Source organism: Pinisolibacter aquiterrae, from assembly GCF_019160155.1.
Taxonomy (GTDB): domain Bacteria; phylum Pseudomonadota; class Alphaproteobacteria; order Rhizobiales; family Ancalomicrobiaceae; genus Pinisolibacter; species Pinisolibacter aquiterrae.
The window spans coordinates 18,962-45,576 of sequence record NZ_JAFNIH010000019.1 but is presented as its reverse complement, the minus strand read 5'-3'; the positions used below and the strand labels follow the sequence as shown (position 1 = coordinate 45,576).

22 protein-coding genes and 1 other RNA gene are annotated in these 26,615 nt (G+C 70.6%); 20 read left to right on the top strand and 3 right to left on the bottom strand.

Annotation, left to right across the window (positions count from 1 at the left end):
* The first annotated feature begins 134 nt into the window (after window positions 1-134).
* Window positions 135-1,391: a type III PLP-dependent enzyme domain-containing protein gene (locus J3S89_RS04440; RefSeq protein ID WP_217926815.1), complete on the top strand. Its 1,257-nt coding sequence runs from the start codon at window positions 135-137 to the stop codon at window positions 1,389-1,391.
* A 180-nt stretch (window positions 1,392-1,571) separates the two neighbouring features.
* Here the strand turns inward: J3S89_RS04440 and J3S89_RS04435 are convergent, their stop codons facing one another.
* Both J3S89_RS04435 and J3S89_RS04430 read right to left on the bottom strand, forming a co-directional pair.
* Window positions 1,572-3,278: a hypothetical protein gene (locus tag J3S89_RS04435; protein ID WP_217926273.1), complete on the bottom strand. Its 1,707-nt coding sequence runs from the start codon at window positions 3,276-3,278 to the stop codon at window positions 1,572-1,574.
* On the bottom strand, window positions 3,271-4,377 hold the full coding sequence (locus J3S89_RS04430) for an ATP-binding cassette domain-containing protein (RefSeq protein WP_217926272.1): 1,107 nt from the start codon (window positions 4,375-4,377) through the stop codon (window positions 3,271-3,273). The genes J3S89_RS04435 and J3S89_RS04430 overlap by 8 nt, the downstream gene beginning before the upstream one ends.
* 165 nt (window positions 4,378-4,542) lie before the next feature.
* Between J3S89_RS04430 and J3S89_RS04425 the strand changes: the two genes are divergently transcribed.
* The 4 genes from J3S89_RS04425 (at window position 4,543) to rnpB (ending at window position 7,584) form a co-directional block, all read left to right on the top strand.
* Window positions 4,543-5,304 carry a J domain-containing protein gene (locus J3S89_RS04425; protein WP_217926271.1) on the top strand — a complete coding sequence of 254 codons (762 nt, stop codon included), beginning with the start codon at window positions 4,543-4,545 and terminating at the stop codon, window positions 5,302-5,304.
* A 23-nt stretch (window positions 5,305-5,327) separates the two neighbouring features.
* Complete coding sequence (locus J3S89_RS04420; RefSeq protein WP_217926270.1) at window positions 5,328-6,206, top strand: N-acetylmuramoyl-L-alanine amidase; 879 nt, start codon at window positions 5,328-5,330, stop codon at window positions 6,204-6,206.
* Window positions 6,203-7,123, top strand: a complete 921-nt coding sequence (locus J3S89_RS04415) for a transglycosylase SLT domain-containing protein (RefSeq protein WP_217926269.1) — start codon at window positions 6,203-6,205, stop codon at window positions 7,121-7,123. The genes J3S89_RS04420 and J3S89_RS04415 overlap by 4 nt, the downstream gene beginning before the upstream one ends.
* 50 nt (window positions 7,124-7,173) lie before the next feature.
* Window positions 7,174-7,584: RNase P RNA component class A (gene rnpB / locus J3S89_RS04410), an RNA gene on the top strand.
* Between the two features lie 71 nt (window positions 7,585-7,655).
* Here the strand turns inward: rnpB and J3S89_RS04405 are convergent.
* Entirely contained in the window at window positions 7,656-8,642 is a 987-nt protein-coding gene (locus J3S89_RS04405) for a Gfo/Idh/MocA family protein (protein WP_217926268.1), read from the bottom strand.
* Window positions 8,643-8,992: 350 nt separating this feature from the next.
* On the opposite strand from J3S89_RS04405, the gene rsmH reads away from it, so the two are divergent.
* From rsmH to ftsA, 15 genes are all read left to right on the top strand, one after another.
* The gene (rsmH, locus tag J3S89_RS04400) at window positions 8,993-10,012 is read left to right on the top strand and encodes a 16S rRNA (cytosine(1402)-N(4))-methyltransferase RsmH (protein WP_217926267.1); all 1,020 of its coding nucleotides are present in this window, start codon (window positions 8,993-8,995) and stop codon (window positions 10,010-10,012) included.
* The gene (ftsL, locus tag J3S89_RS04395) at window positions 10,009-10,635 is read left to right on the top strand and encodes a cell division protein FtsL (RefSeq protein WP_217926266.1); all 627 of its coding nucleotides are present in this window, start codon (window positions 10,009-10,011) and stop codon (window positions 10,633-10,635) included. Before rsmH ends, ftsL begins: the two co-directional genes overlap by 4 nt.
* Complete coding sequence (locus J3S89_RS04390) at window positions 10,632-12,398, top strand: peptidoglycan D,D-transpeptidase FtsI family protein (RefSeq protein WP_230489272.1); 1,767 nt, start codon at window positions 10,632-10,634, stop codon at window positions 12,396-12,398. The genes ftsL and J3S89_RS04390 overlap by 4 nt, the downstream gene beginning before the upstream one ends.
* 40 nt (window positions 12,399-12,438) lie before the next feature.
* Window positions 12,439-13,890 (top strand): UDP-N-acetylmuramoyl-L-alanyl-D-glutamate--2,6-diaminopimelate ligase, encoded by a 1,452-nt coding sequence (locus J3S89_RS04385; RefSeq protein WP_217926265.1) that lies wholly within the window; start codon window positions 12,439-12,441, stop codon window positions 13,888-13,890.
* Entirely contained in the window at window positions 13,887-15,317 is a 1,431-nt protein-coding gene (locus J3S89_RS04380; protein WP_217926264.1) for a UDP-N-acetylmuramoylalanyl-D-glutamyl-2,6-diaminopimelate--D-alanyl-D-alanine ligase, read from the top strand. The genes J3S89_RS04385 and J3S89_RS04380 overlap by 4 nt, the downstream gene beginning before the upstream one ends.
* Window positions 15,318-15,333: 16 nt before the next feature.
* Complete coding sequence (mraY, locus tag J3S89_RS04375) at window positions 15,334-16,419, top strand: phospho-N-acetylmuramoyl-pentapeptide-transferase (protein WP_217926263.1); 1,086 nt, start codon at window positions 15,334-15,336, stop codon at window positions 16,417-16,419.
* A 4-nt stretch (window positions 16,420-16,423) separates the two neighbouring features.
* Window positions 16,424-17,830: a UDP-N-acetylmuramoyl-L-alanine--D-glutamate ligase gene (murD, locus tag J3S89_RS04370; protein WP_217926262.1), complete on the top strand. Its 1,407-nt coding sequence runs from the start codon at window positions 16,424-16,426 to the stop codon at window positions 17,828-17,830.
* Complete coding sequence (gene ftsW / locus J3S89_RS04365; RefSeq protein WP_217926261.1) at window positions 17,827-19,020, top strand: putative lipid II flippase FtsW; 1,194 nt, start codon at window positions 17,827-17,829, stop codon at window positions 19,018-19,020. Before murD ends, ftsW begins: the two co-directional genes overlap by 4 nt.
* 28 nt (window positions 19,021-19,048) lie before the next feature.
* Entirely contained in the window at window positions 19,049-20,143 is a 1,095-nt protein-coding gene (gene murG / locus J3S89_RS04360; protein ID WP_217926260.1) for an undecaprenyldiphospho-muramoylpentapeptide beta-N-acetylglucosaminyltransferase, read from the top strand.
* A 167-nt stretch (window positions 20,144-20,310) separates the two neighbouring features.
* The gene (locus tag J3S89_RS04355) at window positions 20,311-20,571 is read left to right on the top strand and encodes a GIY-YIG nuclease family protein (protein WP_338019817.1); all 261 of its coding nucleotides are present in this window, start codon (window positions 20,311-20,313) and stop codon (window positions 20,569-20,571) included.
* Window positions 20,572-20,754: 183 nt separating this feature from the next.
* Entirely contained in the window at window positions 20,755-22,173 is a 1,419-nt protein-coding gene (murC, locus tag J3S89_RS04350) for a UDP-N-acetylmuramate--L-alanine ligase (RefSeq protein ID WP_217926259.1), read from the top strand.
* Between the two features lie 28 nt (window positions 22,174-22,201).
* On the top strand, window positions 22,202-23,152 hold the full coding sequence (gene murB / locus J3S89_RS04345) for a UDP-N-acetylmuramate dehydrogenase (RefSeq protein ID WP_217926258.1): 951 nt from the start codon (window positions 22,202-22,204) through the stop codon (window positions 23,150-23,152).
* A gap of 283 nt (window positions 23,153-23,435) precedes the next feature.
* Window positions 23,436-24,365: a D-alanine--D-alanine ligase gene (locus J3S89_RS04340; RefSeq protein WP_217926257.1), complete on the top strand. Its 930-nt coding sequence runs from the start codon at window positions 23,436-23,438 to the stop codon at window positions 24,363-24,365.
* 77 nt (window positions 24,366-24,442) lie between these two features.
* Window positions 24,443-25,273, top strand: a complete 831-nt coding sequence (locus tag J3S89_RS04335) for a cell division protein FtsQ/DivIB (protein ID WP_217926256.1) — start codon at window positions 24,443-24,445, stop codon at window positions 25,271-25,273.
* A 35-nt stretch (window positions 25,274-25,308) separates the two neighbouring features.
* Window positions 25,309-26,598, top strand: a complete 1,290-nt coding sequence (ftsA, locus tag J3S89_RS04330; protein WP_230489284.1) for a cell division protein FtsA — start codon at window positions 25,309-25,311, stop codon at window positions 26,596-26,598.
* Window positions 26,599-26,615 lie beyond the last annotated feature (17 nt).

The window sequence follows — 26,615 nt, the reverse complement described above, 5'->3', positions numbered from 1 at the left end:
CCGATCTCGGTCCATCGTCACGGCCGCGACGAAGTCGTAGGTCCATGGTGCCTCCCGGGCGACCGTGCCGGTCGCCGGACGAGCCGGACGGCCGGGCCGGTCGCCGGACGAGACGGAGTGATCCCGCGATGACCATGCCGAAATACGAGACCGGCCGCGCGGCGGCCCTGGCGCTCAGGCCGGACGAGCCGGTCTATTGTTTCCGCCCGTCGGTGCTGGCGCGCGACGTGGCCACCTTTCTCTCCGCCTTTCCCGGCAAGACCGCCTATGCGGTGAAGACCAACGGCGAGCCCTTCGTCCTGGAGACGGTGGCCGGCGCCGGGGTCCGGGCCTTCGACGTGGCGTCGCGGGCGGAGTTCGAAGCGGTGCGCGCGGTGGCGCCGACCGCCGAGCAGCTCTACATGCATCCGGTCAAGTCGCTCTCCGACATCCGTCGGGCGCTGGAGACCTTCGGCATCCGCACGATGGCGCTCGATCATCCCGACGAGTTCGAGAAGATCCGGTTGATCGTCCAGGCGCTCGACCTCGATCCGCGGACGATCTCGCTCTTCGTGCGCCTCGCCACCAAGGGGCATGCCGCCTACGAACTCTCAAAGAAGTTCGGCGCGGCGCCGGGCGAGGCGGTGGAGCTCCTCCAACGGGTCGACCGGGCCGGGTTCCGGGCGGGTCTCTGCTTTCACGTCGGCTCCCAGGTCGAGGAGATCTCGACCTACGACGGCGCGCTGGCGCTCGCCGCCTCGGTGCGCCGTCAGGCCAAGGTCGATCTCTGCGGGCTCGACATCGGCGGTGGCTTCCCCGCGCCCTACGGCCGCGATCCGCGCGGGCCGGAGAAGGCGGTTCCCGATCCGGCGCGGCTCGTCGCCGACATCGCCGCCGACGTCGCCCGGCACGGGTTCGACGACCTCGAACTGGTCGCCGAGCCGGGCCGGGTGATGGTGGCGCGGTCGCTCTCCGTGATCGTCCGGGTGCTCCTGCGCGACGGCAAGCGGATCTACATCAACGACGGCATCTGGGGCTCTCTCTCCGACAGCTGGACCGGCAAGATCACCCTGCCGGCCCGGCTGATCCCGGACCCGGCGCGGCGGCGGCGGGTGGGCGACCCCAAGCGCCTCGAGGATTTCCGGGTGTGCGGGGTCACCTGCGACTCGGTCGACATCCTGTCGCGGCCGTTCTGGCTGCCTTCGACGGTCGACACCGGCGACTTCATCGAGATCGGTCACATCGGCGCCTATTCGCTGTCGCTCCGGACTCGATTCAACGGCTTCCACCCCGACACGTTCGTCGAGGTGGAACACGCCTTCGAGGACGATCCCGACGGTCTCGAGGGCTTCGCCACGGTCGAGACCTGGGGCGAGCCGGTCCAGGAGGCGGTCGCCGGCGAGAACGGCTGATCGGCCGTCCGGAGGGACGAAAAGACGAGTCGCGGGAATCCCTTGGGGCCGAGGGCGGAGACGGAGAGTCCGGTCGCGCCGCGATCGGCGTCCCGGGCTCGTCCGTCGTCTCGAGGGTGGGGCGCAAGTCCTTGCGGACGAATCGAAAAATCGCCCACTTCAAGTGACGATTCCGCTTCTTCACGGATCGAATCCGCGACCTCGCGCGGTTTCGAGCGCGGCGGCCGCGCCGAGGCCGAGGAGGACGGCGGCGACGATCGCGACGAGCGCCGCGGGATCGGCGAGGCCGAGCGCGGGCGGGCGCAGCAGCGCGGTGCGATCGACCACGCCGAGGATCGATCCGAGGTCGGCGACGGCGAGGGCGAGGGTGAAGCCGATCACGGCGGCGAGCGGCAGGACCGGCGCGAGCGTCGGGCGCAACGGCGCGTGGAGACCGTCGAGCCGGCTCGGCGGCAGGTGGGCGAGGAGGAGGGCGGCGACCGGGCCGAGCGCGGCGAGCGTCTGGGCGAGGACCGCGACCCAGGCGCCGGCCGGCAGATCGGCGGCATCGGCGAGGAGGCGCAGCCCGAGGCCGAGCATGGGCGGCGGCAGCGCCAGCGCGATCAGGGCGAGCGCGGCGAAGGGGCGGGAGCGGCAGCGCCGCGAGCGCTCGACAGCGACCACGACGGCGAGCGCGCCGAGGAGGGCGAGGCCGGCGGCGAGGCCGGCGCGGACGAATTCGCCGATCGCCTCGACCGCGCGCGCGTCGAGCGTGAGGGGCGACGGGTCGAGGCCGGTGAGGAGACGCCGCGCGACGGCGAGGAGGAGGGCGAGCGAGAGGCCGATCAGAGCGGCGGCCACGACGTCGGCCCCGCGCGAGCCCGGATCACCTCCCTCTCGGCCGCCGTGACGCGTGTCGTCGCCGAGGGGACCAGGGGAGCGGAGGCGGGGCATCGATCCCGGAGGCGGGGCGAGCCGGGCGGCGGCGACGGCGAGGAGCGCGGCGAAGCCGGCGGCGACGGCGAAGGCGGCGAGGGCTCCGGCGGCGGCGGAGGGAAAATCGATCGCCGCGACGATGCGGTGGCGCAGCCATTCGCCGAAGGTGGTCGGCGCCGTCGCCGCGCCGACGATCCGGCCGATCGAGAGATCGCTCGTGAGGCGCAGGACGGCGGCGACGGCGACGATCGCCAGCGTCGGCGCGAGGCGCGGCAGGATGATCCTGCGGCCGATCGCGAGGGCCGAGAGGCCGAGGTCCTCGGCGCTGGCGATCTCGGAACGCGGCAGGCGGGCCCCGGCGAGCGCGAACGCGATCACCGCGGGCGGCAGGACCGCGAGGACGAGGCCGGCGAAGGCGAGGCCGGGCGAGGGCGCGAGGCCGAGGCTCCGGCCGAGGTCGGCGACGGCGGCGGCGAAGAGCGGCGGCGGCAGGGCGAGCGGCGCGAGCAGGGTCGCGAGCGCGAGGATCCGCGATCGCGGGCGCAAGCGGGCGAGGGGGCCGGCGATCAGGCCGGCGAGGGCGAGGGCGACGAGGGTCGCGGCGACGATCTCGGCGGCGGCGAGGGCGAGGGGGCGCAGGACCGGGGCGAGCCGCGCCCAGGGCGCGAGACCGTGGGTCGGGCGCGGCTGGCGGGCGATGCTCTCGATCTCGTCGATGCGGGCGGCGACGAAGCGGATCTCGGTGTCGAGCTGGAAGCGGGTCTCGCCGCGCTGCGCGCTCTCCCAGGCGCGGCTCAGACGGCGCTGTTCCGAGGAGAGGTCGAGCAGGCGCTGGGCGAGCGCCGGGTCGACCGGGATCCATGTCTCGGTCGATCGGGCGACGAGGGTGCCGACCAGGGCGAGCCAGACCAGCGCGAAGGCGGCGAGGCCGGCACGGCAGAGGCTGGAGACGCGGCGCGAGCGATCACCCACCGAAGTCGCCCCCGCTCTCGGCCGGGTGAATCCAGACGTCGTCGGCGTCGATCGCCAGCAGGCTGCGGCCGGCCAGCAACAGGCGGTGGAGGCCGCGATCGAGCCGGACCAGGGTGAGGCGGGTGTCGCCGACCGCGAAGACGTGGCGGACGAGCGGGCCGGTCAGGCGGCGTTCGACGAAATCGGCCTCGAAGCGATTGACGACGCGGTCCGGCGCCGGCTCCCGGTCGGCCAGATCGATGCGTTCGGGGCGGATGGCGGCGGTGACGGCGGTGCCCGGCGCGATCTCGCCGAAGAGGGTGCCGACGAGCGGGCCGATCGGCGTGTCGATGCGGCCCTTGCCGCCCTGGGCGTCGATCAGTCGACCCGGCACCACGTCGACGGCGCCGCCGAGACGGGCGACGGCGAGGGAGAGCGGCGCCGACCAGATCCGGTCGGGCGTGTCGATCTGGACGAGGCGGCCGCCGTGGAGGGCGCCGACCCGATCGGCCCGGGCGAGGGCCTCGGCGGGATCGTCGCAACGTTCGAGGACGCTCACGCCGGTGTCGCGGCGGATCCGGTCGAGGAGGTCGCGCAGCGGCGGGCGGTCGGCGACGGGAACCCCGAGAAAGGTCCGGTCGAGGAGAAGCAGCGCCGGCTCGGCGGCGAGCGCGCGGATCAGCGCCACCCGGCAGAGGGTGGCGGCGTCGAGCGCGACGGGGAAGCGATCGGCGACGTCGGCGAGGCCGTAGTCCTCGAGCAGCGCGCGGGCGCGGGCGCGGCGGGCGCCGCGATCGTGGGGGTGGCGCCGGCCGGCGGCCAGGGCGACGGCCTCCTCCACCCGGACGGCGGCGAAGAGGCCGGGATCGGCGGCGACCAGGACGCCGGGGCGCTCGCCGGGCGGGCGATCGGTGACGTCGACGCCGCCGACGACGACGCGGCCGATGTCGGGTCGGGCGAAGCCGGCGACGAGCCGGAGCAGGGTGAGAGCGGCGCCGTCGCCGCGCTCGAGGAGGGCGACGTGCTCGCCGGCGGCGACCTCGAGATCGAGGGACGCCAGGGTGGGCAGGCCGGCGGCGGCCCGTGACACGCCCTTCAGACTCAGGTCCTGACCGAGCATGGGATCCTCGCCGTCGTGATGGGGCGAAGCTAGTCGGAGCGGAGGCGAACGACAACCACCGCGATCGGCGCGGTCCACGGCGCCGGGCGACATCTCGTCATTTGCCGGCGACCGGGCCGGTGCACTAGTGTGCCCGGCCGAACCAGAGAGGCGATCGAACGGCGGATGACGACGGAACGAGGACGGCTCGATCGCGGGATCGAGGATGCGCAGGAGACCGGGTCCAGGTTGTGGGCGGGGCTCGGCCGGATCGTCGATTTCGTCGGCGACCTGACCGGGGTCGGGCCGTTCCTGGAGACCGTCGGCGAGCGCCTTCAGACCTGGCTCGGCGGGCAGGGCGAGGTCGCCTTCACGGTGGCGCTGATCTCGCTCTCCGCAAAGATGGCCATGGCCGACGGGGTGGTGACGCGCGACGAGATCGCGATGTTCCGCCGGGTGGTCGAGGTGCCGCCGGGCGAGGAGCGCAACGTCGAGCGCCTGTTCGACCTCGCCCGCCGCGACGTCGCCGGATTCGAGGCGCATGCCCGGCGGATCGCGACGCTGGCCGAGGGGGACGCGATCTTTCTCGGCGACGTCCTGACGGGACTGTTCCACATCGCGGCGGCGGATTCCTACGTCCACGAGGCGGAACTCGCCTTCCTCGAGCGCGTCGCCGAGCTGTTCGGCTTCGACGAGGCGGCGTTCGACCGGGTGGCGAGCGGCTTCGTGCGACGCCACGGGCCCGACCCCTACGGGGTGATCGGGGTCGACCGCGAGGCGAGCGACGCGGAGGTGAAGGCGGCGTGGCGGCGGGCGGTGGCGGAGTGCCATCCCGATCGCCATTTCGCCCACGGATTGCCGCACGAGGCGATGGCGATCCTCAACGATCGATTGGCGGCGGTGAACGCGGCCTGGGAGCGGATCCGGATCGAGCGCGGCGCGGCGTGAGGCGGATCGAGGAAGGCGGGACGATGGAAAGCGAAACGGGAGGCGTCCCCTTCGCCGCCGACACGGCGGTGGTCGACGTGGTCAGGCCGTCGCCGAACTTCGGCGCGCGACGCGGGCGCTGGGCCGAGACCGGCCCCGATCTCCTGTTGCTGCATTATACCGGCATGCCGGCCGGGCGCGGGATGAGCGCGGCCGAGCGGGCGATCCGCTGGCTGACCACGCCGGTGTCGCAGGTCTCCGCCCATTACGTCGTCGCCGAGGACGGCACCGTGACGCAGCTTGTGGCCGAAGGCGCGCGCGCCTGGCACGCGGGCCGTTCGTCCTGGGCGGGCGAGGAGGACGTCAATTCCGCCTCGATCGGCATCGAGATCGCCCATCCCGGCCATTGGTGGGATCTGGCGGCGGTGCCGGACCGCGACGCGGAGGAGATGCCGGAGATCCACCCCGGCTACGGCGATTTCGCCGAGGTTCAGATCGCGGCGGTGATCGCGCTTTCGCGCGACATTCTCGCCCGTCGTGCCATCCCCGCCGATCGCGTTCTCGCCCATTCCGACGTGGCGCCGGGGCGCAAGCGCGATCCGGGCGAGAAGTTTCCCTGGGACCGGCTCGCCGCGGCGGGCGTCGGCCTCTGGGTCGAGCCGGCGCCGATCGGATCCGGCATGGGGCGGACGCTCGCTCCGGGCGAATGCTCGCCGCCGGTCGCCGCCCTCCAGGCGATGCTCGCGAGCCATGGTTGGGGCATTGCCGTGACCGGGGTCTACGACACGGCGACCCGCGAGGTGGTCGAGGCGTTCCAACGCCATTTCCGTCCGGCCCTGGTCGACGGCATCGCCGATCCCTCGACGATCGCGACGCTGCGCGGCCTGCTCGATCGCGCCGTCGCCGGCGAGGTGGTCGCATGAGGCGGAGCGATCGGCGATCGAGGTTCGGTCTCGCGGCGGGTCTGGCGCTCGGCGCCGGGGTCGTCGCGGCGAACCCGGCGAGCGCCGTCGCCGACGAGGCGGTATCGAAGCTGGTCGACGCGCGGATCGCGCGCGCCTGGTCGGCGGTGCGCGGCGAATTCGACCCGACCGCCGACGACGCACCCCCGGCGCCGCTCGAGGCGAGGATCCTCGCGGCTCCGCCCGGGGTGATGCCCGAGACGGAGGCGGCGGCCGGCGATCCGGCGTCCGGTCCGGCGGAGGTGGCGCCCGGCGTTCCGGCGATCGGCTATGCGCCGGTGTCGGACGGGTCGGTGTTTCCGGCCGACCGGGCCTTCGCGGCGGGGCCGCATCCGATCGCGGTGCCGATGCCGCGCCGCCGTCCGTCGGTGCCGACGGTGGCGACCCAGGTGGCGGCGCTCGACGCGGCGGCCGGGGTCGGCGCGTCGGCGCGGCTCGCCGAGGCGCCGCCGATCCTCGCCGAGGACGGCGTCTTCGGTCCGCCGAGGAAGGTGCCGAAGGAGGCGCTGCCCTACCTTCATCTGATCAAGCGCGAGGCGGCGCGGAACAAGGTGCCGCTGTGGCTGGCGATCGGTGTCGGATATGTCGAGAGCAAGTACGATCCGAAACTGCGCGGCTCGCATACGGTGGTCGGCATCATGCAGGTGATGCCGTCGACGGCGCGGTTCCAGGGCTACAAGGGGACGAACGAGCAGTTGTTCGACCCGGAGACCAACATCGTCTGGGGCATGCGCGAACTCGGCTGGACCTGGGCGGCGGCCAAGGGCGATCCGTGCCTCGCCGTCGCCAAATACAAGGGCGGCATCATGACGAAGTCGATCTCGGCGGCGGCCTGGAACTATTGCATCAGGGCGAAGCAGGTCACGGGGATGCTGTGAGCGGGGTCTTCCCCTTGACCGCGCGCGGCTTATCGACCATGTCTCGCCCGCCAGTCGGCCGGGCGGCCGCTCCGGGGAAACCCGGGGAGGAAAGTCCGGGCTCCACGGAAAGACGGTGCCGGTCAACGACCGGCGAGGGCGACCTCAGGGACAGTGCCACAGAAAACGGACCGCCTCGGTCTCGTCGCGAGACGAAGGCCTCCTTCGGGAGGTGACCGCGGTAAGGGTGAAAAGGTGGGGTAAGAGCCCACCGCGGACCCGGCAACGGGGACGGCACGGCAAACCCCACCGGGAGCAAGACCGAATAGGGGCGGCGTGGGCTCGAAAGAGTTCCGGTCTTTTCCGGACCAGTCGCCCGGGTTGGTTGCGCGAGGCGTCCAGCAATGGACGTCCCAGACGAATGGCCGCCACGTGGGCGAAAGCCCGCCATACAGAACCCGGCTTACAGGCCGGCTGGCACCTCTCCTCCGTCTCACGACGTTTCGCAAGGGTCGAAACGTCGTGGGAGCGGTCCGCTTTGCCAATCGGGCCGTCACACCGGCTCCCAGCGGTCGTGGTCGCCGGCGCGATAGATCGCGTCGATCATCATCTGATTGGCGCGCGACTGTTCCAGCGTGAAGATCTCGGCCGCCCCGCCGGTCGCGGCGGTGACGAAGGCCTCGACCTCGCGGCGATATTGGCGATCGTCCTGGAAGCGCTCGACGGTGGAGCGGGTGTGCGCGCGGTCGGTGATCTCGATCTCCTCGGCGCCCCAGCGGTTCGTGTTGAAGGGCGAGCGCAGCTCGATGAAGCCCTCGTCGCCGTGGAAGACCATCGATTGGCGCGCGGCGAGTTGGGTCGAGACGTAGAAGCTCAATTCGAAGGTGCCGAAATCGGCGCGCACGCTCGCCCAGACGTCGGTGCCGAAGTCGGGATCGCGCTCGAGGCTCGCCTGGACGCGGAGCGGTTCGGCGCCGGTGGCGAAACGGGTGGTGACGGTCGGGTAGACGCCGATGTCGGGCAGGCCGCCGCCGCCGAGCTCGGGGCGGTTGCGCAGGTCGGCGGCGTCGCGGTTCCAATAGCTGAAGGCGCCCTGGACCTGACGCAGGCGGCCGATGCGGCCCTCGGCGAGGAGCGCGCGGACGCGCCGCCACGGCGAGGCATAGGTCACCATGAAGGCCTCGGAGACGAGGACACCGTTGCGATCCCGGGCGGCGATCAGGGCGTCGACGTCGCCGGCCCGCAGCGCGATCGGCTTTTCGCACAGGACGTGCTTGCCCGCGTCGGCCGCGCGCAGGGTCCATTCGACGTGCTGCGAGGTCGGCAGGGGGATGTAGACGCCGTCGACGTCGGGGCTCGCGAGCAGGGCCTCGTAGGAGGAGAAGACCCGCGCGGCGCCGAAGCGCGCGGCCATACCCTCGGCGCGGGCGCCGTCGCGACTGGCGATCGCGGCGACGACGCCGTTCTCGGACTCGAGGATCGCGGGGACGACGAGGTCCCGTCCGATCCTGGCGGTCGACAGAATGCCCCAGCGAAACATCGCGTTCTCCTTGGTTCTCGCGGGGATCCTAGCACCGGACGGGGCCGGTTCGAGGGGGCGGATCGCCGCGTCGGGGGCGTTCCGGCGTCAAGGAAATCTTCATCGTAAACGCGCGATTAACCGTGAGGGTGTTGGAATGCCCGGGAATGGTCGAAGCGGGTCGGGCGCCTCGACGGTCGGTACTCATGGGGTTCCACTCGGGTTCTCGTCGAATGTCGCTCGCCGTTTCGTCTCGGTCCGTGCTCGCCCACCCGTTCGGCGGGGCGGTCGATGCGCGTCGCCGGATGCGGCGATCGACGGTGGCGGGGACCGTCGAGAGGAGCCGAAGCGCCCGGTTCGGAGGTCGAGAGATGAATGGGGGATGCGCGGACGAGGGCTCTCGTCCGCATCTGCCGGTGATGCTCGGCGAGGTTCTGGCGCGTCTGGCGCCGAAGCCCGGCGAGATCCATGTCGACGGCACCTTCGGGGCCGGCGGTTACACCGGCGCGATCCTCGAGACCGGCGCGTCGGTGATCGCGATCGACCGCGATCCGACCGCGATCGAGGCGGGCGCCGCGTTGGTGGCCGCTTCGGGCGGGCGGCTGACGCTGGTCGAGGGCGTCTTCGGTGATCTCGACGAGCACGTGCGCGACCTCGGCCACGACGCGGTCGACGGGGTGGTGCTCGACATCGGCGTCTCCTCGATGCAGCTCGACCGGGCCGAGCGCGGCTTCTCCTTCCGCTTCGACGGCCCCCTCGACATGCGCATGGCCTGCGACGGGCCGAGCGCCGCCGACATCGTCAACGGCGCCGACGTCTCGACGCTCCACCGCATCTTCAACGCCTATGGCGAGGAGAAGCGGGCGGGGCAGGTGGCGCGGGCGATCGTCGAGGCGCGCAAGGCGGCGCCGTTCGAGACCACGAAACAGCTGGTGAAGGTGATCGAGACGGTGATCTGGCCGAAGGCGGGCGAGATCCATCCGGCGACGCGGGTGTTCCAGGCGCTCCGGATCGCGGTCAACGACGAATTGGGCGAGCTCGTGCGGGCGCTCGGCGCGGCCGAGCGGATCCTGAAGCCGGGCGGGCGGCTGGTGGTGGTCACCTTCCATTCGCTCGAGGACCGGATCGTCAAGCGCTTCCTCGCCGAACGCTCGCGGCGCGAGGCGGGCGGGTCGCGCCACGCGCCGGCGACGGTGGTGCTCGCGCCGACCTTCGAACTTCTCATGCGCGGTCACGACGAGGCCGGCGCGTCGGAGATCGCGGACAATCCGCGGGCGCGCTCCGCCAAGCTCCGGGCCGGTGTGCGCACCGGCGCGCCGGCGCGCGCCGTCGATCCGCAGGCGCTCGGCCTTCCTCATGTCGATCTTTCCGGCCGGGGGGCGCGGCGATGATGCGTATGATCAACTTCCTGCTGATCGCCCTGATGCTGATCGGCGCCGGCATCGTCTACGACCTCAAGTTCGAGGCCGAGAAGGCGACGGCGAAAGTGGCGCGGATCAATCGCAAGATCGATACCGAGCGCGACGCGATCGCCACGCTGAAGGCCGAATGGAGCCTGCTCAATCAGCCCAAGCGCCTGCAGGAGCTGACCGAACGCCATCACGCCTATCTCGAACTCGATCCGCTCGCGCCGACCCAGATCGGCTCGATCGACGACATTCCCTTCAAGCCGGCGGTGCCGGCCGACGGCGCGCCGCGTCCGGCCGGGGCGCCGGGTACGACCACCGCCGCCGCCGCAGCGTCGCCCGCCTCGCCGGCCTCGCCGGCCCTGGCGCCGCGTCCGAGCTCCAAGGGATCGGTCAAGCTGGCCCAGCCGGAACGGGCGACCGATCACGCGGTGACGATCGGCAAGTTCCTCGACCGGCTGCCGTCGTCGGGCCGCGCCGGTGGGCCGACCACGACGGGGTCGATCCCGAAGGCGTCCTCTTCCGGACCGATGATGTTGATGCCGCTGCCGCCGTCGACGCGTCCGGCGACGCCCCGATCCTCCGAACAGATGAAGGTGATCCGGTGAGCGAACCGTCCTCTCCCCTCGCCCCCGAGAGCGCCGAACGCGTCGAAGCCGCGGCGGCGACGCCGACCGAGGCCGCCGTCGATCACGAGGCGCAGGAGAGCGCCTCGACGCGCCACATGAAGGCGTCGCGCAAGCGCATCGTGCTGGCCGGGCTCGGCTTCGCGGTGATCTACGCGGCGGTGGCGATGCGCCTCGTCTCGCTCGGCGGGGCGAGCGACGAGCATTCCGAGGCGCTCGCGAGCGGCCGCACCCAGGTCTCGACGGCGCGTCCCGACATTCTCGACCGCAACGGCGAGGTGCTCGCCACCGACATCAAGTCGTCGTCGCTCTATGCCGAGCCCCGGCGCATCCTCGACGTGGAGGAGGCGATCGACGCGCTCGGCAGCGTCATTCCCGAGATGCGCGCCGACGAGGCCATCCGTAAGAAGCTCTCCTCCAAGGCCGGTTTCGTCTGGCTCCGGCGCGAGCTGACGGTGGAGCAGAAGCGCAAGATCTTCCGCCTCGGTCTGCCCGGCATCGGCTTCATGGAAGAGAACCGCCGGATCTATCCGGGCGGCGCGCTCGCCGGCCACGTCATCGGCACGGTCGACGTCGACAACCGCGGCATTCTCGGCATGGAGCGGGCGATCGACCGCGACATGGGCCTCGATGCGCTGCACGCGGCCGGGTTCGCCGGCGAACGCGAGATGAAGCCGAAGCGTCTGTCGCTCGACATCCGCGTCCAGCACGTCGTCCGCGACGAGATGGTCGAGGCGGTGCAGAAGTTCCATGCCATCGCCGGCGTCGGCATCGTGCTCGACGCGCGCACGATGGAAGTCCTGGCGATGGTGTCGCTGCCGGACTTCGACCCCAACGACCGCAACGAGGCCTTCAAGAAGGATCACATCAACCGCGCCACGCTCGGCGTCTACGAGATGGGCTCGGTCTTCAAGACCTTCAACTCGGCCTTCACTCTCGACAGCGGCAAGGTCACGCTCAACGACGTCTACGACACCACGCCGTTGGTGTTCGGCTCGCAACGGATCAACGACTTCCATTCCAAGGGGCGGGCGCTGACCGTCCCGGAGATCTTCCTCTATTCCTCGAACAACGGTTCGGCGCGGATGGCGCTGAAGGCCGGTTCGGAGGCCCAACGCGCCTTCTTCGAGAGGGTCGCCTTCCATCGCCGGCTCGAGACGGAACTGCCGGACCTCGGCCTGCCGCTCTTCCCCAAGCGCCTCTCCGACGTCTCCACCGCGACCATGTCGTTCGGCCACGGCCTCTCGGTGACGCCGATGCACACGGCGGTGGCGGGGGCGGCGGTGGTCAACGGCGGGCTCTTCCTCGATCCGACCTTCTATCCGCGCACCCGCGCGGAGGCGGAAGCGGAGGCCAAACGCGTCCTCAAGCCCGAGACCAGCGACAAGATGCGCTATCTCTTCCGTCTCAACGCCACGCCCGGCACCGGCGGCTCCGGCTCCAAGGCCGATGTTCCCGGCTACCGGGTCGGCGGCAAGACCGGCACGGCGGAGAAGATCGAGAACGGCCGTTATTCCGCCAACAAGCGGTTCAACTCGTTCCTGTCCGCATTCCCGATGGACGACCCGAAATATGTCGTGCTTACCGTTCTCGACGATCCCAAGGCCGAATCGGGCGGCGACGGGCCGGCGACGGCGGGTCTCAACGCCGGCGCCACCGCCGGAGCCATCATTCGCCGGATCGCGCCGCTGCTCGGCGTGATGCCGAAATACGATCTCCCCAAGGGGACGGTCGCGTCCAACTGAGCCTCACCGATGCGGTGAGGCCATGCGAGGTCACGAAGGCATGCGCCTCAGCGAACTCCTCTCCGGCATCCACGACGCCGCGTTCGGCACCGATCCGGACGTCACCGGCATCACCGCCGACAGCCGCAAGGTCGAGCCGGGCTTCGTCTTCGCGGCGCTCGCGGGCGCGCGGGCCGACGGCGCGCGCTTCGCCCTCCAGGCGGTGGAGCGCGGCGCGGTCGCGGTGATCGCGGCCGAGGACGCGGCGCTCGGCGCGCTCGCCGTTCCGGTGGCGCGGGTCGCCGAGCCGCGCCGGGCGCTGGCTCTCGCGGCGGCGCGGCTCCTCGGGGCGCAGCCGGCGACGATCGTCGCGGTGACCGGCACCAGCGGCAAGACCTCGGTCGCCGCCTTCACACGCCAGATCTGGGCGCGTCTCGGCCTCGCCGCCGCTTCGATCGGCACGATCGGCATCGTCGAGCCGTCGGGGGCGGTCTACGGGTCGCTGACCACGCCCGATCCGGTCGATCTCGCCCGCGATCTCGCCGGTCTCGCCGCGCGCGGGGTCACCCACGTGGCGCTGGAGGCGTCCTCGCACGGGCTCGATCAGCACCGTCTCGACGGCGTCCGCGTGGCGGCGGGGGCCTTCACCAATCTCTCGCGCGACCATCTCGACTATCACCCGAGCGTCGCCGCCTATTTCGACGCGAAGATGCATCTCTTCGACCAGCTGCTGCCGAAGGGTGCGCCGGCGGTGATCGACGTCGACACCGCCGACGGCCTGCGCGCGGCGGAACGGGCGCGGGCGGCGGGCTGCGAGGTGTTCACGGTCGGGCGGGCCGGCGAGGGGCTGCGTCTCGTCGCGGTCGAGCCGGTGGCCGGCCGGCAGATCCTCACCATCGAGGCGGCGGGGACGATCCACCGCATCGCGCTGCCGCTGCTCGGCACGTTCCAGGTCTCCAACGCGCTGGTCGCGGCCGGGCTCGCCATCGTCACCGGCTCGCCGGTCGAGGCGGTGTTGGCGGCGCTCGAGGGGCTCGTCGGGGCGCCGGGCCGGCTCGATCGGGTCGGGGCGACCGCCGAGGGTGCGCCGGTCTTCGTCGACTATGCCCACAAGCCCGACGCGCTCGAGAAGTGCCTCGAGGCGGTCCGGCCCTATACGAGCGGCCGTCTGATCGTGGTGTTCGGCTGCGGTGGCGACCGCGACGCCGGCAAGCGGCCGATCATGGGCGAGATCGCGGTGCGGCTCGCCGACGTGGCGATCGTCACCGACGACAATCCGCGCTCGGAGGATCCGGCCGAGATCCGCCGCCAGATCCTGGCCGCCGCCCCCGGCGCGATCGAGATCGGCGATCGTGGCGAGGCGATCCGCCGGGGCGTGGCGATGCTGCGCGCCGGGGATCTTCTCGTCGTCGCCGGCAAGGGCCACGAAACCGGCCAGATCGTCGGCAAGACGGTGCTTCCCTTCTCCGACCATGAGTCGCTGCGTTCCGCTCTCGAGGATCTCGCCCGATGACCGCCCCCCTCTGGACCCTCGCCGATTTCGTCGCCGGATGCGGTGGCCGCGTCGTCGGCCGACCGGGCGACGAGATCTCCGGCATCTCCATCGACAGCCGCACGATCGGCGCGGGCGACGCCTTCTTCGCCATCCTCGGCGACACCCGCGACGGTCACGACTTCGTGCCGGCGGCGCTGAAGGCGGGCGCGGCGGTCTGCGTGGTCGCCGAGGAGAAGCTCGGCACGCTGCCCGAGAACGGGCGTTACGTGGTGGTCGACGACGTCTTCGCGGGTCTGCGCCGGCTCGGCGTCGCGTCACGGGCGCGGTCGCATGCGCGAATCGTCGCGGTGACCGGCTCGGTCGGCAAGACCTCGACCAAGGAGGCGCTGCGCCACGTGCTCGCCGATCAGGGCGAGACCCATGCCTCGGTCGCCTCCTACAACAACCATTGGGGCGTGCCGCTGACGCTCGCCCGGATGCCGGCGAGCGCGGCCTATGCGATCTTCGAGATCGGGATGAACCATCCCGGCGAGATCACGCCGCTGGTCGCCATGGTGCGGCCGCACGTGGCGGTGGTGACCACGGTGGCGCCGGTCCATCTCGCCCAGTTCCGCGACATCGAGGAGATCGCCGAGGCGAAGGCGGAGGTCTTCTCCGCGCTCGAGCCGGACGGCGCGGCGGTGATCGACGGCGACGTCGCCCAGGTCGGGATCCTGGTGAAGGCCGCCGAGGCGGCGGGCGCGCGGATCGTGCGGTTCGGCGAGAGCGCCGGGCTCGAGGCGCGGCTCCTCCACGTCTCGCTCCAGGCGGACAATTCGACCGCCGTCGCCGAGGTTCTCGGCCGCGAGATCACCTACAAGATCGGCGCGCCGGGACGGCACGTCGTCAAGAATTCGCTCGCCGTCCTGGCGACGGTGGTGCTGGTCGGGGGCGATCTCGCCCGCGCCGGCCTGTCGCTGGCGGCGATGGCGCCGCCGAAGGGGCGCGGCGAACGCCATGCGCTCCACCTCGGTCACGGCGAGGCGCTTCTGATCGACGAGAGCTACAACGCCAATCCCGCCTCGATGCGCGCGGCGATCGACCTGCTCGGCCAGACCCCGGTCGGGCTCAAGGGGCGGCGCATCGCGGTGCTCGGCGACATGCTCGAACTCGGCCCGCAGGGCGAGAAGCTGCACGTCGAACTGGCCAAGGCACTGAAGAAGGCGCGCGTCGATCGGGTCTATTGCGCCGGTCCGCTGATGCATGCGCTGTGGCACGCGCTGCCGCCGGAGATGCAGGGCTGTCAGTCGCTGGTGTCGAGCGACCTCGAGGCGCCGCTCGCGGCCGCGCTCCAGCCCGGCGACGCGGTGATGATCAAGGGATCGAACGGCAGCCGGATGGGGCCGATCGTCGAAATGCTGAAGACCCGTTTCTCCTCCACCCGCGCCCGCGCCGACGAGCTCTGACAAGGGACGACCTTCGATGCTCTATATTCTCGGAGAACTCTCCGATCGGTTCATTCTCTTCAATCTGTTTCGCTATCAGAGCTTTCGAACGGGCGGGGCGATCCTGACGGCGCTCCTGTTCGTGTTCCTGTTCGGGCCGGCGATCATCGCCACGCTGAAGGTCAAGCAGGGCAAGGGCCAGCCGATCCGTGAGGACGGGCCGGCCTCCCATCTCCTGACCAAGAAGGGCACGCCCACCATGGGCGGCCTGATGATCCTGTCGGGCCTGGTGGTGTCGACGCTTCTGTGGGCCAATCTCTCCAACGTCTACGTGCTCGCCGTCATGGCGGTGACGCTGGGCTTCGGCGCGATCGGCTTCTGGGACGACTATCTCAAGGTCACCAAGCAGAGCCACAAGGGCTTCTCCGGCAAGCAGCGGCTCGCCTTCGAGTTCCTCATCGCCGGCATCGCGGTGGTGGTGATGGTGTGGTGGAGCAAGTCGCCGCATGCGACGGCGGTCGCCTTCCCCTTCTTCAAGGATCTGTTCCTCGACCTCGGCTGGTTCTTCGTCGTGTTCGGCGCGGTGGTGGTGGTGGCGGCCGGCAATTCGGTCAATCTCACCGACGGTCTCGACGGTCTGGCGATCGGCCCGGTGATGATCGCGGCCTCGACCTTCGCGGCGATCGCCTATCTGACCGGCCGTGTCGACTATTCGGCCTATCTCGGCATCAACCACATCGCCGGCGCCGGCGAATTGACGGTGGTGCTGGGGGCGGTGGTCGGGGCCGGGCTCGGCTTCCTGTGGTTCAACGCCCCGCCGGCGGCGATCTTCATGGGCGACACCGGGTCCCTGGCGCTCGGCGGTCTGCTCGGCTCGGTCGCCGTCGCCACCAAGCACGAGATCGTTCTGGCGATCGTCGGCGGTCTCTTCGTGCTCGAGGCGCTGTCGGTGATCATCCAGGTCGCGAGCTTCAAGATGACCGGCAAGCGGGTCTTCAAGATGGCGCCGATCCACCATCACTTCGAGCAGCTCGGTTGGAAGGAGCCCCAGGTGGTGATCCGCTTCTGGATCATCTCGGTGGTGCTCGCGCTGATCGGCCTCGCCACGCTCAAGCTGAGGTGAGACGATGATCGCGATCCAGGGTTTTCGCGGCGGCACCGTCGCCTTGTTCGGTCTCGGCGGGTCGGGGCTGGCGACGGCGCGGGCGCTGATCGCCGGCGGCACGACGGTGGTCGCCTGGGACGACGGCGAGGCGGGGCGCGCCGCCGCCGCCGCGGTCGAGGGGCTGCGGGTCACCGACCTCGCGGCGATCGACTGGCAGGCGGTCGAGGCGTTGATCCTGGCGCCGGGCGTGCCTCTGACCCATCCCGAGCCGCATTGGACGGTGAAGGCGGCGCAGGCCGCCAACGTGCCGATCATCGGCGACGTCGAGCTCTTCGCTCGCGAGCGGCGCGAGCGCTGCCGCACCGCCGCCTTCGTGGCGATCACCGGCACCAACGGGAAATCGACGACGACGGCGCTGATCGACCACGTTCTGCGGACCGCCGGCCGCGACGCCCAGATGGGCGGCAACATCGGCCGCGCCGTGCTGTCGCTCGACGAGCTGGCGCCGTCGCGGACCTATGTGGTGGAATGCTCGTCGTTCCAGATCGATCTCGCCCCGAGCGTCGATCCGACCGTCGGCATCCTCACCAATCTCTCGCCCGACCATCTCGATCGCCACGGCACGATGGCGGCCTATGCGGCCATCAAGGAACGGCTGGTGGAGGCGGCGCAGACGGCGGTGATCGGCGTCGACGACGCGCTTTCGGAGGGGATCGCCGATCTCATCTCCGGCGAGGGGCACCGGGTGGTGCGGATCTCGGCGGCGCGGCGGCTCTCCGACGGCGTCTTCGCCGAGGGGACGCGGGTGATCGTCGCCGAGGGCGGGGTCGAACGCGTCGTCGCCGATCTCGCCGGCATCGGCTCCTTGCGCGGTCGTCACAATGCGCAGAACGCCTGCGCGGCGGTGGCGGCGGTGCGGGCGCTCGGCCTCGACGAGGCGAGCATCGCGGCGGGTCTCGCCTCCTTCCCCGGGCTCGCCCATCGGATGGAGACGGTGGGGCGGCGCGGGCGCGTGCTCTTCGTCAACGACAGCAAGGCGACCAACGCCGATTCGACCGCCCAGGCGCTGGCGAGTTTCGACCGGATCCACTGGATCGTCGGCGGCAAGCCCAAGGCGGGTGGGATCGGCTCGCTCGACGCCTTCTTCCCGAAGATCGCCAAGGCCTATCTGATCGGGGTGTCGAGCGACGACTTCGCCGCGACGCTCGAGGGGCGGGTGCCCTACGAGCGCGCCGAGACGATCGAGCGGGCGCTCGCGGCGGCCGCGCGCGCCGCCGCCGAGGACGGCGCCGAGGAGCCGGTGGTGCTGCTGTCGCCGGCCTGCGCCTCCTACGACCAGTTCAAGAACTTCGAGGTGCGCGGCGATCACTTCCGTTCGCTCGTGCAGGCGATGCCCGGCATCTCGCTCCCGGGAGGGAATGGGCCATGAATCGTACCGACCGTTCGATCTTCGCCTCCTGGTGGTGGACCGTCGACCGCACTCTGATCGCGGCGGCGATGGCGCTGCTGGTCGGCGGGCTGGTGCTCTCGTTCGCCGCCTCGCCGGCGGTGGCGGAGCGGATCGGCGCCTCCGACAGCTTCTATTTCATCAAGCGCCACGCGGTGTTCTTCATGATGGCGCTGCCGGTGCTGTTCGGGGTGTCGCTGCTCTCGCCGCGCGACATCCGGCGGCTGTCGCTCCTGGTGTTCCTGGGCTCGCTGGTGCTGCTCGTGGCGGTGCTCCTCTTCGGCCAGGAGGTGAAGGGCGCGCGGCGCTGGATCACGGTGTTCGGCTTTTCGATTCAGCCGTCGGAATTCGTCAAACCGGCCTTCATCGTCGTCACCGCCTGGCTCTTCGCCTCGCGCGAGCGGCGGCCGGAGATGCCGGGCAACATCCTGGCGATCGCCTCGTTCGGCCTCGTCGTCGCGCTGCTGATCCTGCAGCCGGACATCGGCCAGACCATCCTGACGTCGGCGGCCTGGGGGGCGGTGTTCTTCGTCGCCGGCATGTCCTTGTGGTGGATCGTCGGCTTCGGCGGGCTCGGCGTCGCCGGCGTGTGGGCGGCCTACACGTTCGTGCCGCACGTCCATGCGCGCATCAACCGCTTCCTCGACAAGGCGAACGGCGGCAATCACAAGGGCGCGATGACCGCCGACGGCTATCAGGCGCAGCAGGCCCACGACAGTTTCCTCAACGGCGGCTGGTTCGGGCGCGGCCCGGGCGAAGGCACCGTCAAGCGGATGCTGCCCGACAGCCACACCGACTACGTCTTCGCGGTGATCGGCGAGGAATTCGGGCTGATCATGTGCGGCGTCGTCGCCGGGATCTTCGCCTGGATCGTGTTCCGCGGGCTCAGCCACGCGGCGCGGGAGGAGGATGCCTTCATTCGCTACGCGATCGTCGGTCTCGTCGTGCTGATCGGTGTCCAGTCGGGCATCAACATGGCGGTCAATCTGCAACTGATGCCGGCCAAGGGCATGACCCTGCCGTTCATTTCCTACGGCGGATCGTCGCTGTTGGCAGTCGCCTTCGAGATGGGGGCGCTGATGGCTCTGACCCGCCGCCGCCCGCAGGCGACGCGTTTCGCGCCGCCGATCCACATCGAACGTCACGAGGACGCGGCGGCGCAGGCCGCCTGATCCTCCGACGCAACGCGAGACCTGTCCCATGGGCGAAACTCTTCTGCTCGCGGCCGGCGGCACCGGCGGCCACCTCTTCCCGGCGGAGGCGCTGGCGAGCGAACTGGCGCGCCGTGGCCATGTCGTCGAGCTGGCGACGGACGAGCGCGCCGACAAATACGGCCGCGCCTTTCCCGCGCGCGCCGTCAACATCGTGGCGTCGGCGACCTTCAAGAGCCGCAATCCGCTGGCGCTCCTGCGCACCGTGTTCGCCCTGGCGCACGGCACTTGGCAGGCGTGGCGGCTGATGGGGCGGATCCGGCCGAAGGCGGTGATCGGCTTCGGCGGCTATCCGACCTTCCCGCCGCTGCTCGCGGCGCAGTTGCGCGGCATTCCGACGATCCTGCACGAGCAGAACGCGGTGATGGGGCGGGCCAACCGGGCGCTGGCGGCGCGGGTGAGCCGGATCGCGCTGTCGTTTCCGGCGACCGGCCTGATGGGCGGCTTCGCGTCCAAGGCGACGGTCACCGGCAATCCGGTGCGCGACATGGTGATCTCGGCGGCGCGGGTACCGTTCGATCCGCCGACGCCGGACGGGGTGTTCAAACTTCTTGTGTTCGGCGGCAGTCAGGGCGCGCGCTTCTTCGCCGAAGTGTTGCCGCCGGCGATCGAGGCGCTGGCGCCGGAGCTTCGGGCGCGGCTTTCGATCGTCCATCAGGCGCGGCCGGAGGATCTGGTGGCGGTCCGGCTCGGCTACCGGCGGATCGGGGTCGCGGCGGAGGTCGAGCCCTTCTTCATCGATCTGCCGGCGCGGATCGCGGCCTCACATCTGGTGGTGTGCCGGTCGGGCGCGTCGAGCGTCACCGAACTCGCGGTGATCGGCCGGCCGGCGATCCTGGTGCCGCTGCCCGGCGCGCTCGACCAGGATCAGGCCGCCAACGCCGCCCATCTCGAGGCAGCCGGCGGCGCCTGGACCATCCGTCAGAGCGAACTCTCCTCGGCCCGTCTCGCCGACGAGTTGACCAAGGCGATGACCGATCCCGAGCAATTGGCGGAAGCGGCGGCGGCGGCACGGGCGGCGGGACGCCCCGACGCGGTGGCGCGGCTCGCCGATCTGGTCGAGGCGGTGGCGGCGCGGCGGTGAGACGGCGTCGCCCGGCTTCGTGCTTCGAGGCTCGCTTCGCTCGCGCCTCGGCATGAAGCCTCGGGTCGATCGGGACTACCCTCGATTGCGTCTCGCCGGGCTCCGCTTCATGGTGAGGTACCGGCCGGAGGCCGGCCTCGAACCATGAGTGGCTCATGGGGAGCGTCATGTCCGGCCCGTTCGTCTACATTCTGCGGTGTTCGGACGGCAGTTACTACGTCGGCCTCGCCCAGACCGACCTCGATCGTCGCATCGGGGAGCATCAGTCGGGCCACTATCGAGGATATACGCACTCTCGCCGCTCCGTCGAACTTCTGTGGGCGATGGGATACGAACGTTACGATCAGGCGATCGCGTTCGAGCGGCAATTGAAGGGGTGGGCCGGGCCAAGAAGGATGCGTTCCCGCGCGGCGATTTCGAGCGGCTGATCTCATTGTCCTGGCGGCGAGGTGGCCGCGGCCTCCCGGTTTCCGATCCCGTCGAATGACGCAAGGGGCTCGACCGACCCGGCTCATGGTTGCAAGGGTTCGACAATCCTGGGAAACCTGAGTAGACACGTCCGAATCGCGGCGATGGCCGTCGCGGCGCACGACCCGGAAGGACCTCCCGCCATGAAGATGCCCTCGACCATCGGACCCGTCCATTTCGTCGGGATCGGCGGCATCGGCATGAGCGGCATCGCCGAGGTGCTGCACACGCTCGGTTTCAAGGTGCAGGGCTCGGACGCGGCCGACAACGCCAACGTCCAACGGCTGCGCGAGAAGGGCATCTCCGTCTTCGTCGGCCAGAACGGCGCCAACCTCGGCGACGCGCGGGTCGTCGTCGTCTCCTCGGCGATCAAGCCCGACAATCCGGAGCTGGTCGAGGCGCGGGCGCGCTTCCTGCCGGTGGTGCGGCGGGCCGAGATGCTGGCCGAGCTGATGCGCTTCAAGTCGGCGATCGCGGTCGGCGGCACGCACGGCAAGACCACGACCACCTCGATGGTGGCGGCGCTGCTCGACGCCGGCGGGCTCGATCCGACCGTGATCAACGGCGGCATCATCAACGCCTATGGCACCAACGCCCGGCTCGGCGGCGGCGAATGGATGGTGGTGGAGAGCGACGAGAGCGACGGCTCCTTCGTCAAGCTGCCGGCCGACATCGCGGTCGTCACCAACATCGATCCCGAACATCTCGACCACTACGGCACCTTCGACAAGGTCAAGGACGCCTTCCGCCACTTCGTCGAGAACGTGCCCTTCTACGGCTTCGCGGTGATGTGCCTCGACCACCCGGAGGTGCAGGCGCTGATCGGCAAGATCGAGGATCGCCGCATCGTCACCTACGGCACCAATCCGCAGGCCGACGTGCGCTACGTGATCCATTCGGCGATCGGCCAGCAGTCGCGCTTCTCGGTGACGATCCGCGACCGCATCGCCGGTACCGAGAAGGTGATCGACGATCTCGTCGTCAACATGCCCGGCGTCCACAACGTCTCGAACGCCACCGCCGCCGTCACAGTCGCCGATCAGATCGGCATCGCGCCGGAGGCGATCCGCAAGGGGCTCGCCGGCTTCACCGGGGTCAAGCGGCGCTTCACCCCGACCGGCGCGTGGAACGGGGTCTCGGTGTTCGACGACTACGGCCACCATCCGGTCGAGATCATGGCGGTGCTCAAGGCGGCGCGCGCGGCGGTGACCGGCGAGGGCAAGGGCGGCCGCGTCTTCGCGGTGGTCCAGCCGCATCGCTATTCGCGTCTCGCCGCGCTCTTCGAGGAATTCTGCCAGGCGTTCAACGACGCTGACGCGGTGATGGTCGCCGACGTCTATCCGGCCGGCGAGCAGCCGATCGCCGGAGCCAGCCGCGACGCGCTGGTCGGAGGCCTGCGCGGACGCGGCCACCGCGACGTGACGCCGCTCGAGCGTCCCGAGCAGATCGCCGAGATCGTCCGTGCCCAGGCCCGCGACGGCGACTACGTCGTCTTCCTCGGCGCCGGCAACATCACCCAGTGGGCCTATGCCCTGCCCAAGCAACTCGCCGCCCAGGGCTGACCCTCTCTCGACCGGAAGCGGATCCAAGATGTCGTCGACCGATCTCCTCGCCCGTCTCGATACCCGACGCGTTCGCGGCGCGCTCCTGCCCGGCTTCGCGCTCGGCGACACGACGTGGTTCCGGGTCGGCGGCGCGGCCGAACTCTACTATCAGCCGGCCGACGCGGAGGATCTCTCGGACTTCCTGAAGGCGCTGCCCGAGGACGTGCCGATCACGGTGGTGGGGCTCGGCTCCAATCTGCTGATTCGCGAGGGCGGCGTGCCGGGCGTGACGATCCGGCTGTCGCAGAAGGGCTTCGGCGGGACCAAGGTCGTCTCCGAGACGCGGATGGAGATCGGCGCGGCGATCGCCGACAAGATGGTGGCACGCGCCGCGCTCGACGCGGGGATCGACGGGTTCGCCTTCTATTTCGGCATTCCCGGCGGCATCGGCGGGGCGCTCCGGATGAACGCCGGCGCCAACGGCGGCGAGACCCGGGCGCGCGTCGTCACGGTGACGGCGATGAACCGCGCCGGCGAGATCGTGACGCTCACCAATGCCGAGATGGGTTATGCCTATCGCCACTCCTCGGCGCCGGACGATCTGATCTTCCTCTCCACGGTGATGGAGGGGGTGCCGGGCGACCGCGACGCGATCACGGCGCAGATGGACGCGGTCACCGAGCATCGCGAGACGGTCCAGCCGATCCGCTCGAAGACCGGCGGCTCGACCTTCAAGAACCCGCCGGGCCATTCGGCCTGGAAGCTGGTCGACGCGGCCGGCTGTCGTGGCTTGGCGATCGGCGGGGCCCATGTCTCGCAGATGCACTGCAACTTCCTGATCAACGAGGGCGAGGCGACCGCCCACGACATCGAGTTGCTCGGCGAGACCGTGCGCAACCGGGTGCTCGCCTCCTCGGGGGTGCGGCTCGAATGGGAGATCAAGCGCCTCGGGCGTTTCACCGAGGGCGAGACGATCGAGCCGTTCCTCGGCGCGTGAGCGCGCCGCGCCTCCGACGGGCGCCTGCGCGGGGCGCGACCAAATCTCCGAAGCCCCTGATGGCATGGTGACTTTCGCCGAGCTTCGATTCATGCTGGCGCGAAGCCTCGCCGCTTCGGCGGATGGATTCGGGCGCCCGGCCTCACGGGCGTGACGCATCGGCGAGGGCGACGCGTTCAGTTCCTGCGTATCGGACATGTTCTTTCACGCCCGGCGGACCTCCGCTCGGGCCGAAGCGATTCGGGGGCGCCACGACGGCCGCCCGGCAACTGGGATGAATGAGATGACCAAGCACGTCGCGGTGTTGATGGGGGGGTGGGACTCGGAGCGGCAGGTGAGCCTGTGGTCGGGCGAGGCCTGCGCGGCGGCCCTGGAGCGCTCCGGTTACCGGGTCACCCGCCTCGACGTCGGCAAGGACGTCTACGCCCGTCTGGAGGCGCTGGGGCCCGATGTCGCCTTCAACGCGCTGCACGGCCCCTGGGGCGAGGGCGGGGCGATCCAGGGCATGCTGGAGACGCTCCGGATCCCCTACACCCATTCCGGCATCCTCGCCTCGGCGCTGGCGATGAACAAGGACAAGGCCAAGATGGTCTTCGCCCAGGCCGGCATCCCGCTCGCCCGCGGGGTCGTGACGAGCCGCTTCGAGGCGGCGAGAGAGCATGTTCTGCCCGTGCCTTACGTGGTGAAGCCGGTGGCCGAGGGCTCGTCCTTCGGGGTCATCATCGTCAGCGCCGACCGCACCCATCCGCCGCAGGAGCTGCTGCGCGAGGATTGGCCCTATGGGGACGCGGTTCTGGTGGAGAAATTCGTGGCGGGGCGGGAGCTCACCTGCGCGGTGCAGGGCATCCCCGGGGCCGAGCGGGCGCTCGGCATCATCGAGATCCTTCCCGAGGGTCAGGCCTTCTACGACTTCGATGCGAAGTATCGGAAAGGTGGGTCTCGTCACGTCCTTCCGGCGCAAATTTTACCAGATATTTACCAAGAGGTCCAAATGCTGGCGGTCAGGGCGCATCGGGCGCTCGGCTGTCGCGGAGTGTCGCGAGCCGACTTCCGATACGACGATCGGGGCACCGGGGAACTCGTCTGTCTCGAGGTGAATACGCAACCGGGGATGACGGCGACGTCGTTGGCTCCGGAGATGGCGGCTCATTCGGGCCTCTCCTTCGAGGAGCTGGTCACATGGTTGGTGGAGGACGCGAGTTGCGATCGGTGAGGGACACTCGGCGCTGGGATCGTACGCCCTACGCTCGTGAAATGCCGCAGGACGCGGGATTTCACTGGCGCCGGGTCGTGCGGACCGTTCGGCGCTGGACCCGTCTCGCCGACCGGATGCTCTCGTCGGTGCGTCCGATGCAGGGCACCGTCGCCGCGCTCGCCTTCCTCGGCGCCTGGGGCGTCTACGGCATGGCACTGTCGGGGGCGTGGCGCACCGCCGCCGACGCGCTGACCGCCGGTCTCGGCTTTTCGGTCGCCTCGATCGAGATCCGGGGCCTGTCGGAGGCCGATTCCACCGAAATCTCCGATCGGATCGACGTCACCCAGACGTCGTCGCTGCTGATGGTCGACGTCGAGAAGGCGCGCTCGCGCATCGCCGAGATCCCCTGGATCGCCGACGTCGCCGTCAAGAAGCTCTATCCCAACCGGATCGTCGTCAATCTCACCGAGCGCCGGCCGTTCGCGCTGTGGCAGGACGAGGGCAAGGTGCGGGTGGTCGACAGGACCGGCGCGGTGATGAGCGACGTGCTCGAGACGCGCAACGCCGGCCTGCCGCTGATCGTCGGTCAGGGCGCCAATACGCGCGTCGCCGAGGCGGTCGAGCTGATGAACGCCGCGCCGAGCCTCCGGCCGAAGATCCGCGCCGCGGTACTGGTGGCGGAACGGCGCTGGAACATGATCACCGTCGACGGGATCGAGATCCTGTTGCCGGAGGAGAACCCGGCCGCGGCGCTCGAGCGCGTGGCGGTGCTCCAGGACTCCAAGAAGCTGCTCGAGCGCGACGTCGAGGTGGTCGACATGCGCGTTCCCGATCGTCTGTTCGTGCGTCTCTCCGACGCCGCGGCGGCGGTTCGGCGCGAGCAGATGCGAATCAAGTCCGGCGCCAAGAAGGAGGCTCGCGGATGACGACGCTTCCTCCCTCCGATCACACCGTGCCGCGGATGCGTCCGCTGTCGAACCGCCGGGCGAGCGTCGTCTCGGTGCTCGACGTCGGCTCGACCAAGGTCACCTGCATCATCGCCAAGCTGACTCCGCGCGGCCACGACAAGGTGCTGCCGGGCCGGACCCACGATCTGACCGTGCTCGGCTACGGCATGCAACGCTCGCGCGGCATGAAGTCGGGCATGGTGGTCAATCTCGACGAGGCGGAGCAGTCGATCCGGCTGGCGGTCGACGCGGCCGAGCGCATGGCGGGCCTGACGATCGAGAGCCTGATCCTCAACATCACCGCCGGGCGGCTCCATTCGGAGGTCTACCGGGCGCATGTGGACGTCGGCGGCGAGGTGGTCGACGAGGCCGACATCCAGCGCGTGCTGGCGGCCGGTGCCTCCCATTCGCTGACCGAGGACCGCACGCTGATCCATTCGCTGCCGATCGGCTACGCGCTCGACGGCACGCGCGGCATCAAGGATCCGGTCGGCATGCTCGGCGAGAAGCTCGCCGTCGACATGCACGTGGTCGGGGCCGACTGCGCGCCGGTGCGCAATCTCGAGCTGGCGGTCAACCGCTGCCATCTCGAGGTCGAGACGATCGTCGCCACGCCCTATGCCTCGGGCCTCGCCACCCTCGTCGACGACGAGGCCGATCTCGGCGTCGCCTGCGTCGACATGGGTGGCGGCACCACCTCGATGTCGGTCTTCGCCGACGGGGCCTTCTGCCACGTCGATGCGATCGCCATCGGCGGGCATCACGTCACCATGGACATCGCGCAGGGGCTGTCGACCCGGGTCGCCGACGCCGAGCGCATCAAGACGCTGCACGGCTCGGCGCTCGCCACCTCGTCCGACGATCACGAGGTGATCGGCGTGTCGTCGGTCGGCGCGGAGCGCCATGACATCGTCAACGTGCCGCGCGGCGCGTTGACCCGGATCATTCGGCCCCGGGTCGAGGAGATCCTGGAGCTGACCCGCGACCGGCTCGCCAAGTCGGGCTTCGCGGGCCGCGTCGGCAAGCGGGTCGTCCTGACCGGGGGAGCGAGCCAGCTCACCGGCGTGGTCGAGGTCGCGCGCAGAATTCTGGGACGGAACGTCCGTCTCGGCCGGCCGCTCGGCATCGCCGGGCTGCCGCAGGCGGCCAAGGGCGCGGCGTTCGCCGCCGCCGTGGGCCTGTTGATCTATCCGCAGGTGGCTCAGATCGAACAGTTCGATCTGCGCAACCAGCGTCGGCCCTCGGCCGCCTCGGGGGGGCATTACCTCTCCCGCGTCGGCCAATGGCTGAAGGAGAGTTGGTGAGTGGGTCCGGGCGCCTC

Bases quoted from the DNA above. Each gene is read 5' to 3' on its own strand.
- J3S89_RS04440 (WP_217926815.1), top strand. From the start codon at position 135: ATGCCGAAATACGAGACCGGCCGCGCGGCGGCCCTGGCGCTCAGGCCG.
- ftsA (WP_230489284.1), top strand. From the start codon at position 25,309: ATGCGTCCGCTGTCGAACCGCCGGGCGAGCGTCGTCTCGGTGCTCGAC.
- murC (WP_217926259.1), top strand. From the start codon at position 20,755: ATGAAGATGCCCTCGACCATCGGACCCGTCCATTTCGTCGGGATCGGC.
- murD (WP_217926262.1), top strand. From the start codon at position 16,424: ATGATCGCGATCCAGGGTTTTCGCGGCGGCACCGTCGCCTTGTTCGGT.
- J3S89_RS04405 (WP_217926268.1), bottom strand. From the start codon at position 8,642: ATGTTTCGCTGGGGCATTCTGTCGACCGCCAGGATCGGACGGGACCTC.
- ftsL (WP_217926266.1), top strand. From the start codon at position 10,009: ATGATGCGTATGATCAACTTCCTGCTGATCGCCCTGATGCTGATCGGC.
- J3S89_RS04420 (WP_217926270.1), top strand. From the start codon at position 5,328: ATGGAAAGCGAAACGGGAGGCGTCCCCTTCGCCGCCGACACGGCGGTG.
- J3S89_RS04385 (WP_217926265.1), top strand. From the start codon at position 12,439: ATGCGCCTCAGCGAACTCCTCTCCGGCATCCACGACGCCGCGTTCGGC.
- J3S89_RS04425 (WP_217926271.1), top strand. From the start codon at position 4,543: ATGACGACGGAACGAGGACGGCTCGATCGCGGGATCGAGGATGCGCAG.
- murB (WP_217926258.1), top strand. From the start codon at position 22,202: ATGTCGTCGACCGATCTCCTCGCCCGTCTCGATACCCGACGCGTTCGC.
- J3S89_RS04430 (WP_217926272.1), bottom strand. From the start codon at position 4,377: ATGCTCGGTCAGGACCTGAGTCTGAAGGGCGTGTCACGGGCCGCCGCC.
- J3S89_RS04355 (WP_338019817.1), top strand. From the start codon at position 20,311: ATGTCCGGCCCGTTCGTCTACATTCTGCGGTGTTCGGACGGCAGTTAC.
- J3S89_RS04380 (WP_217926264.1), top strand. From the start codon at position 13,887: ATGACCGCCCCCCTCTGGACCCTCGCCGATTTCGTCGCCGGATGCGGT.
- J3S89_RS04415 (WP_217926269.1), top strand. From the start codon at position 6,203: ATGAGGCGGAGCGATCGGCGATCGAGGTTCGGTCTCGCGGCGGGTCTG.
- J3S89_RS04340 (WP_217926257.1), top strand. From the start codon at position 23,436: ATGACCAAGCACGTCGCGGTGTTGATGGGGGGGTGGGACTCGGAGCGG.
- murG (WP_217926260.1), top strand. From the start codon at position 19,049: ATGGGCGAAACTCTTCTGCTCGCGGCCGGCGGCACCGGCGGCCACCTC.
- ftsW (WP_217926261.1), top strand. From the start codon at position 17,827: ATGAATCGTACCGACCGTTCGATCTTCGCCTCCTGGTGGTGGACCGTC.
- mraY (WP_217926263.1), top strand. From the start codon at position 15,334: ATGCTCTATATTCTCGGAGAACTCTCCGATCGGTTCATTCTCTTCAAT.
- rsmH (WP_217926267.1), top strand. From the start codon at position 8,993: ATGAATGGGGGATGCGCGGACGAGGGCTCTCGTCCGCATCTGCCGGTG.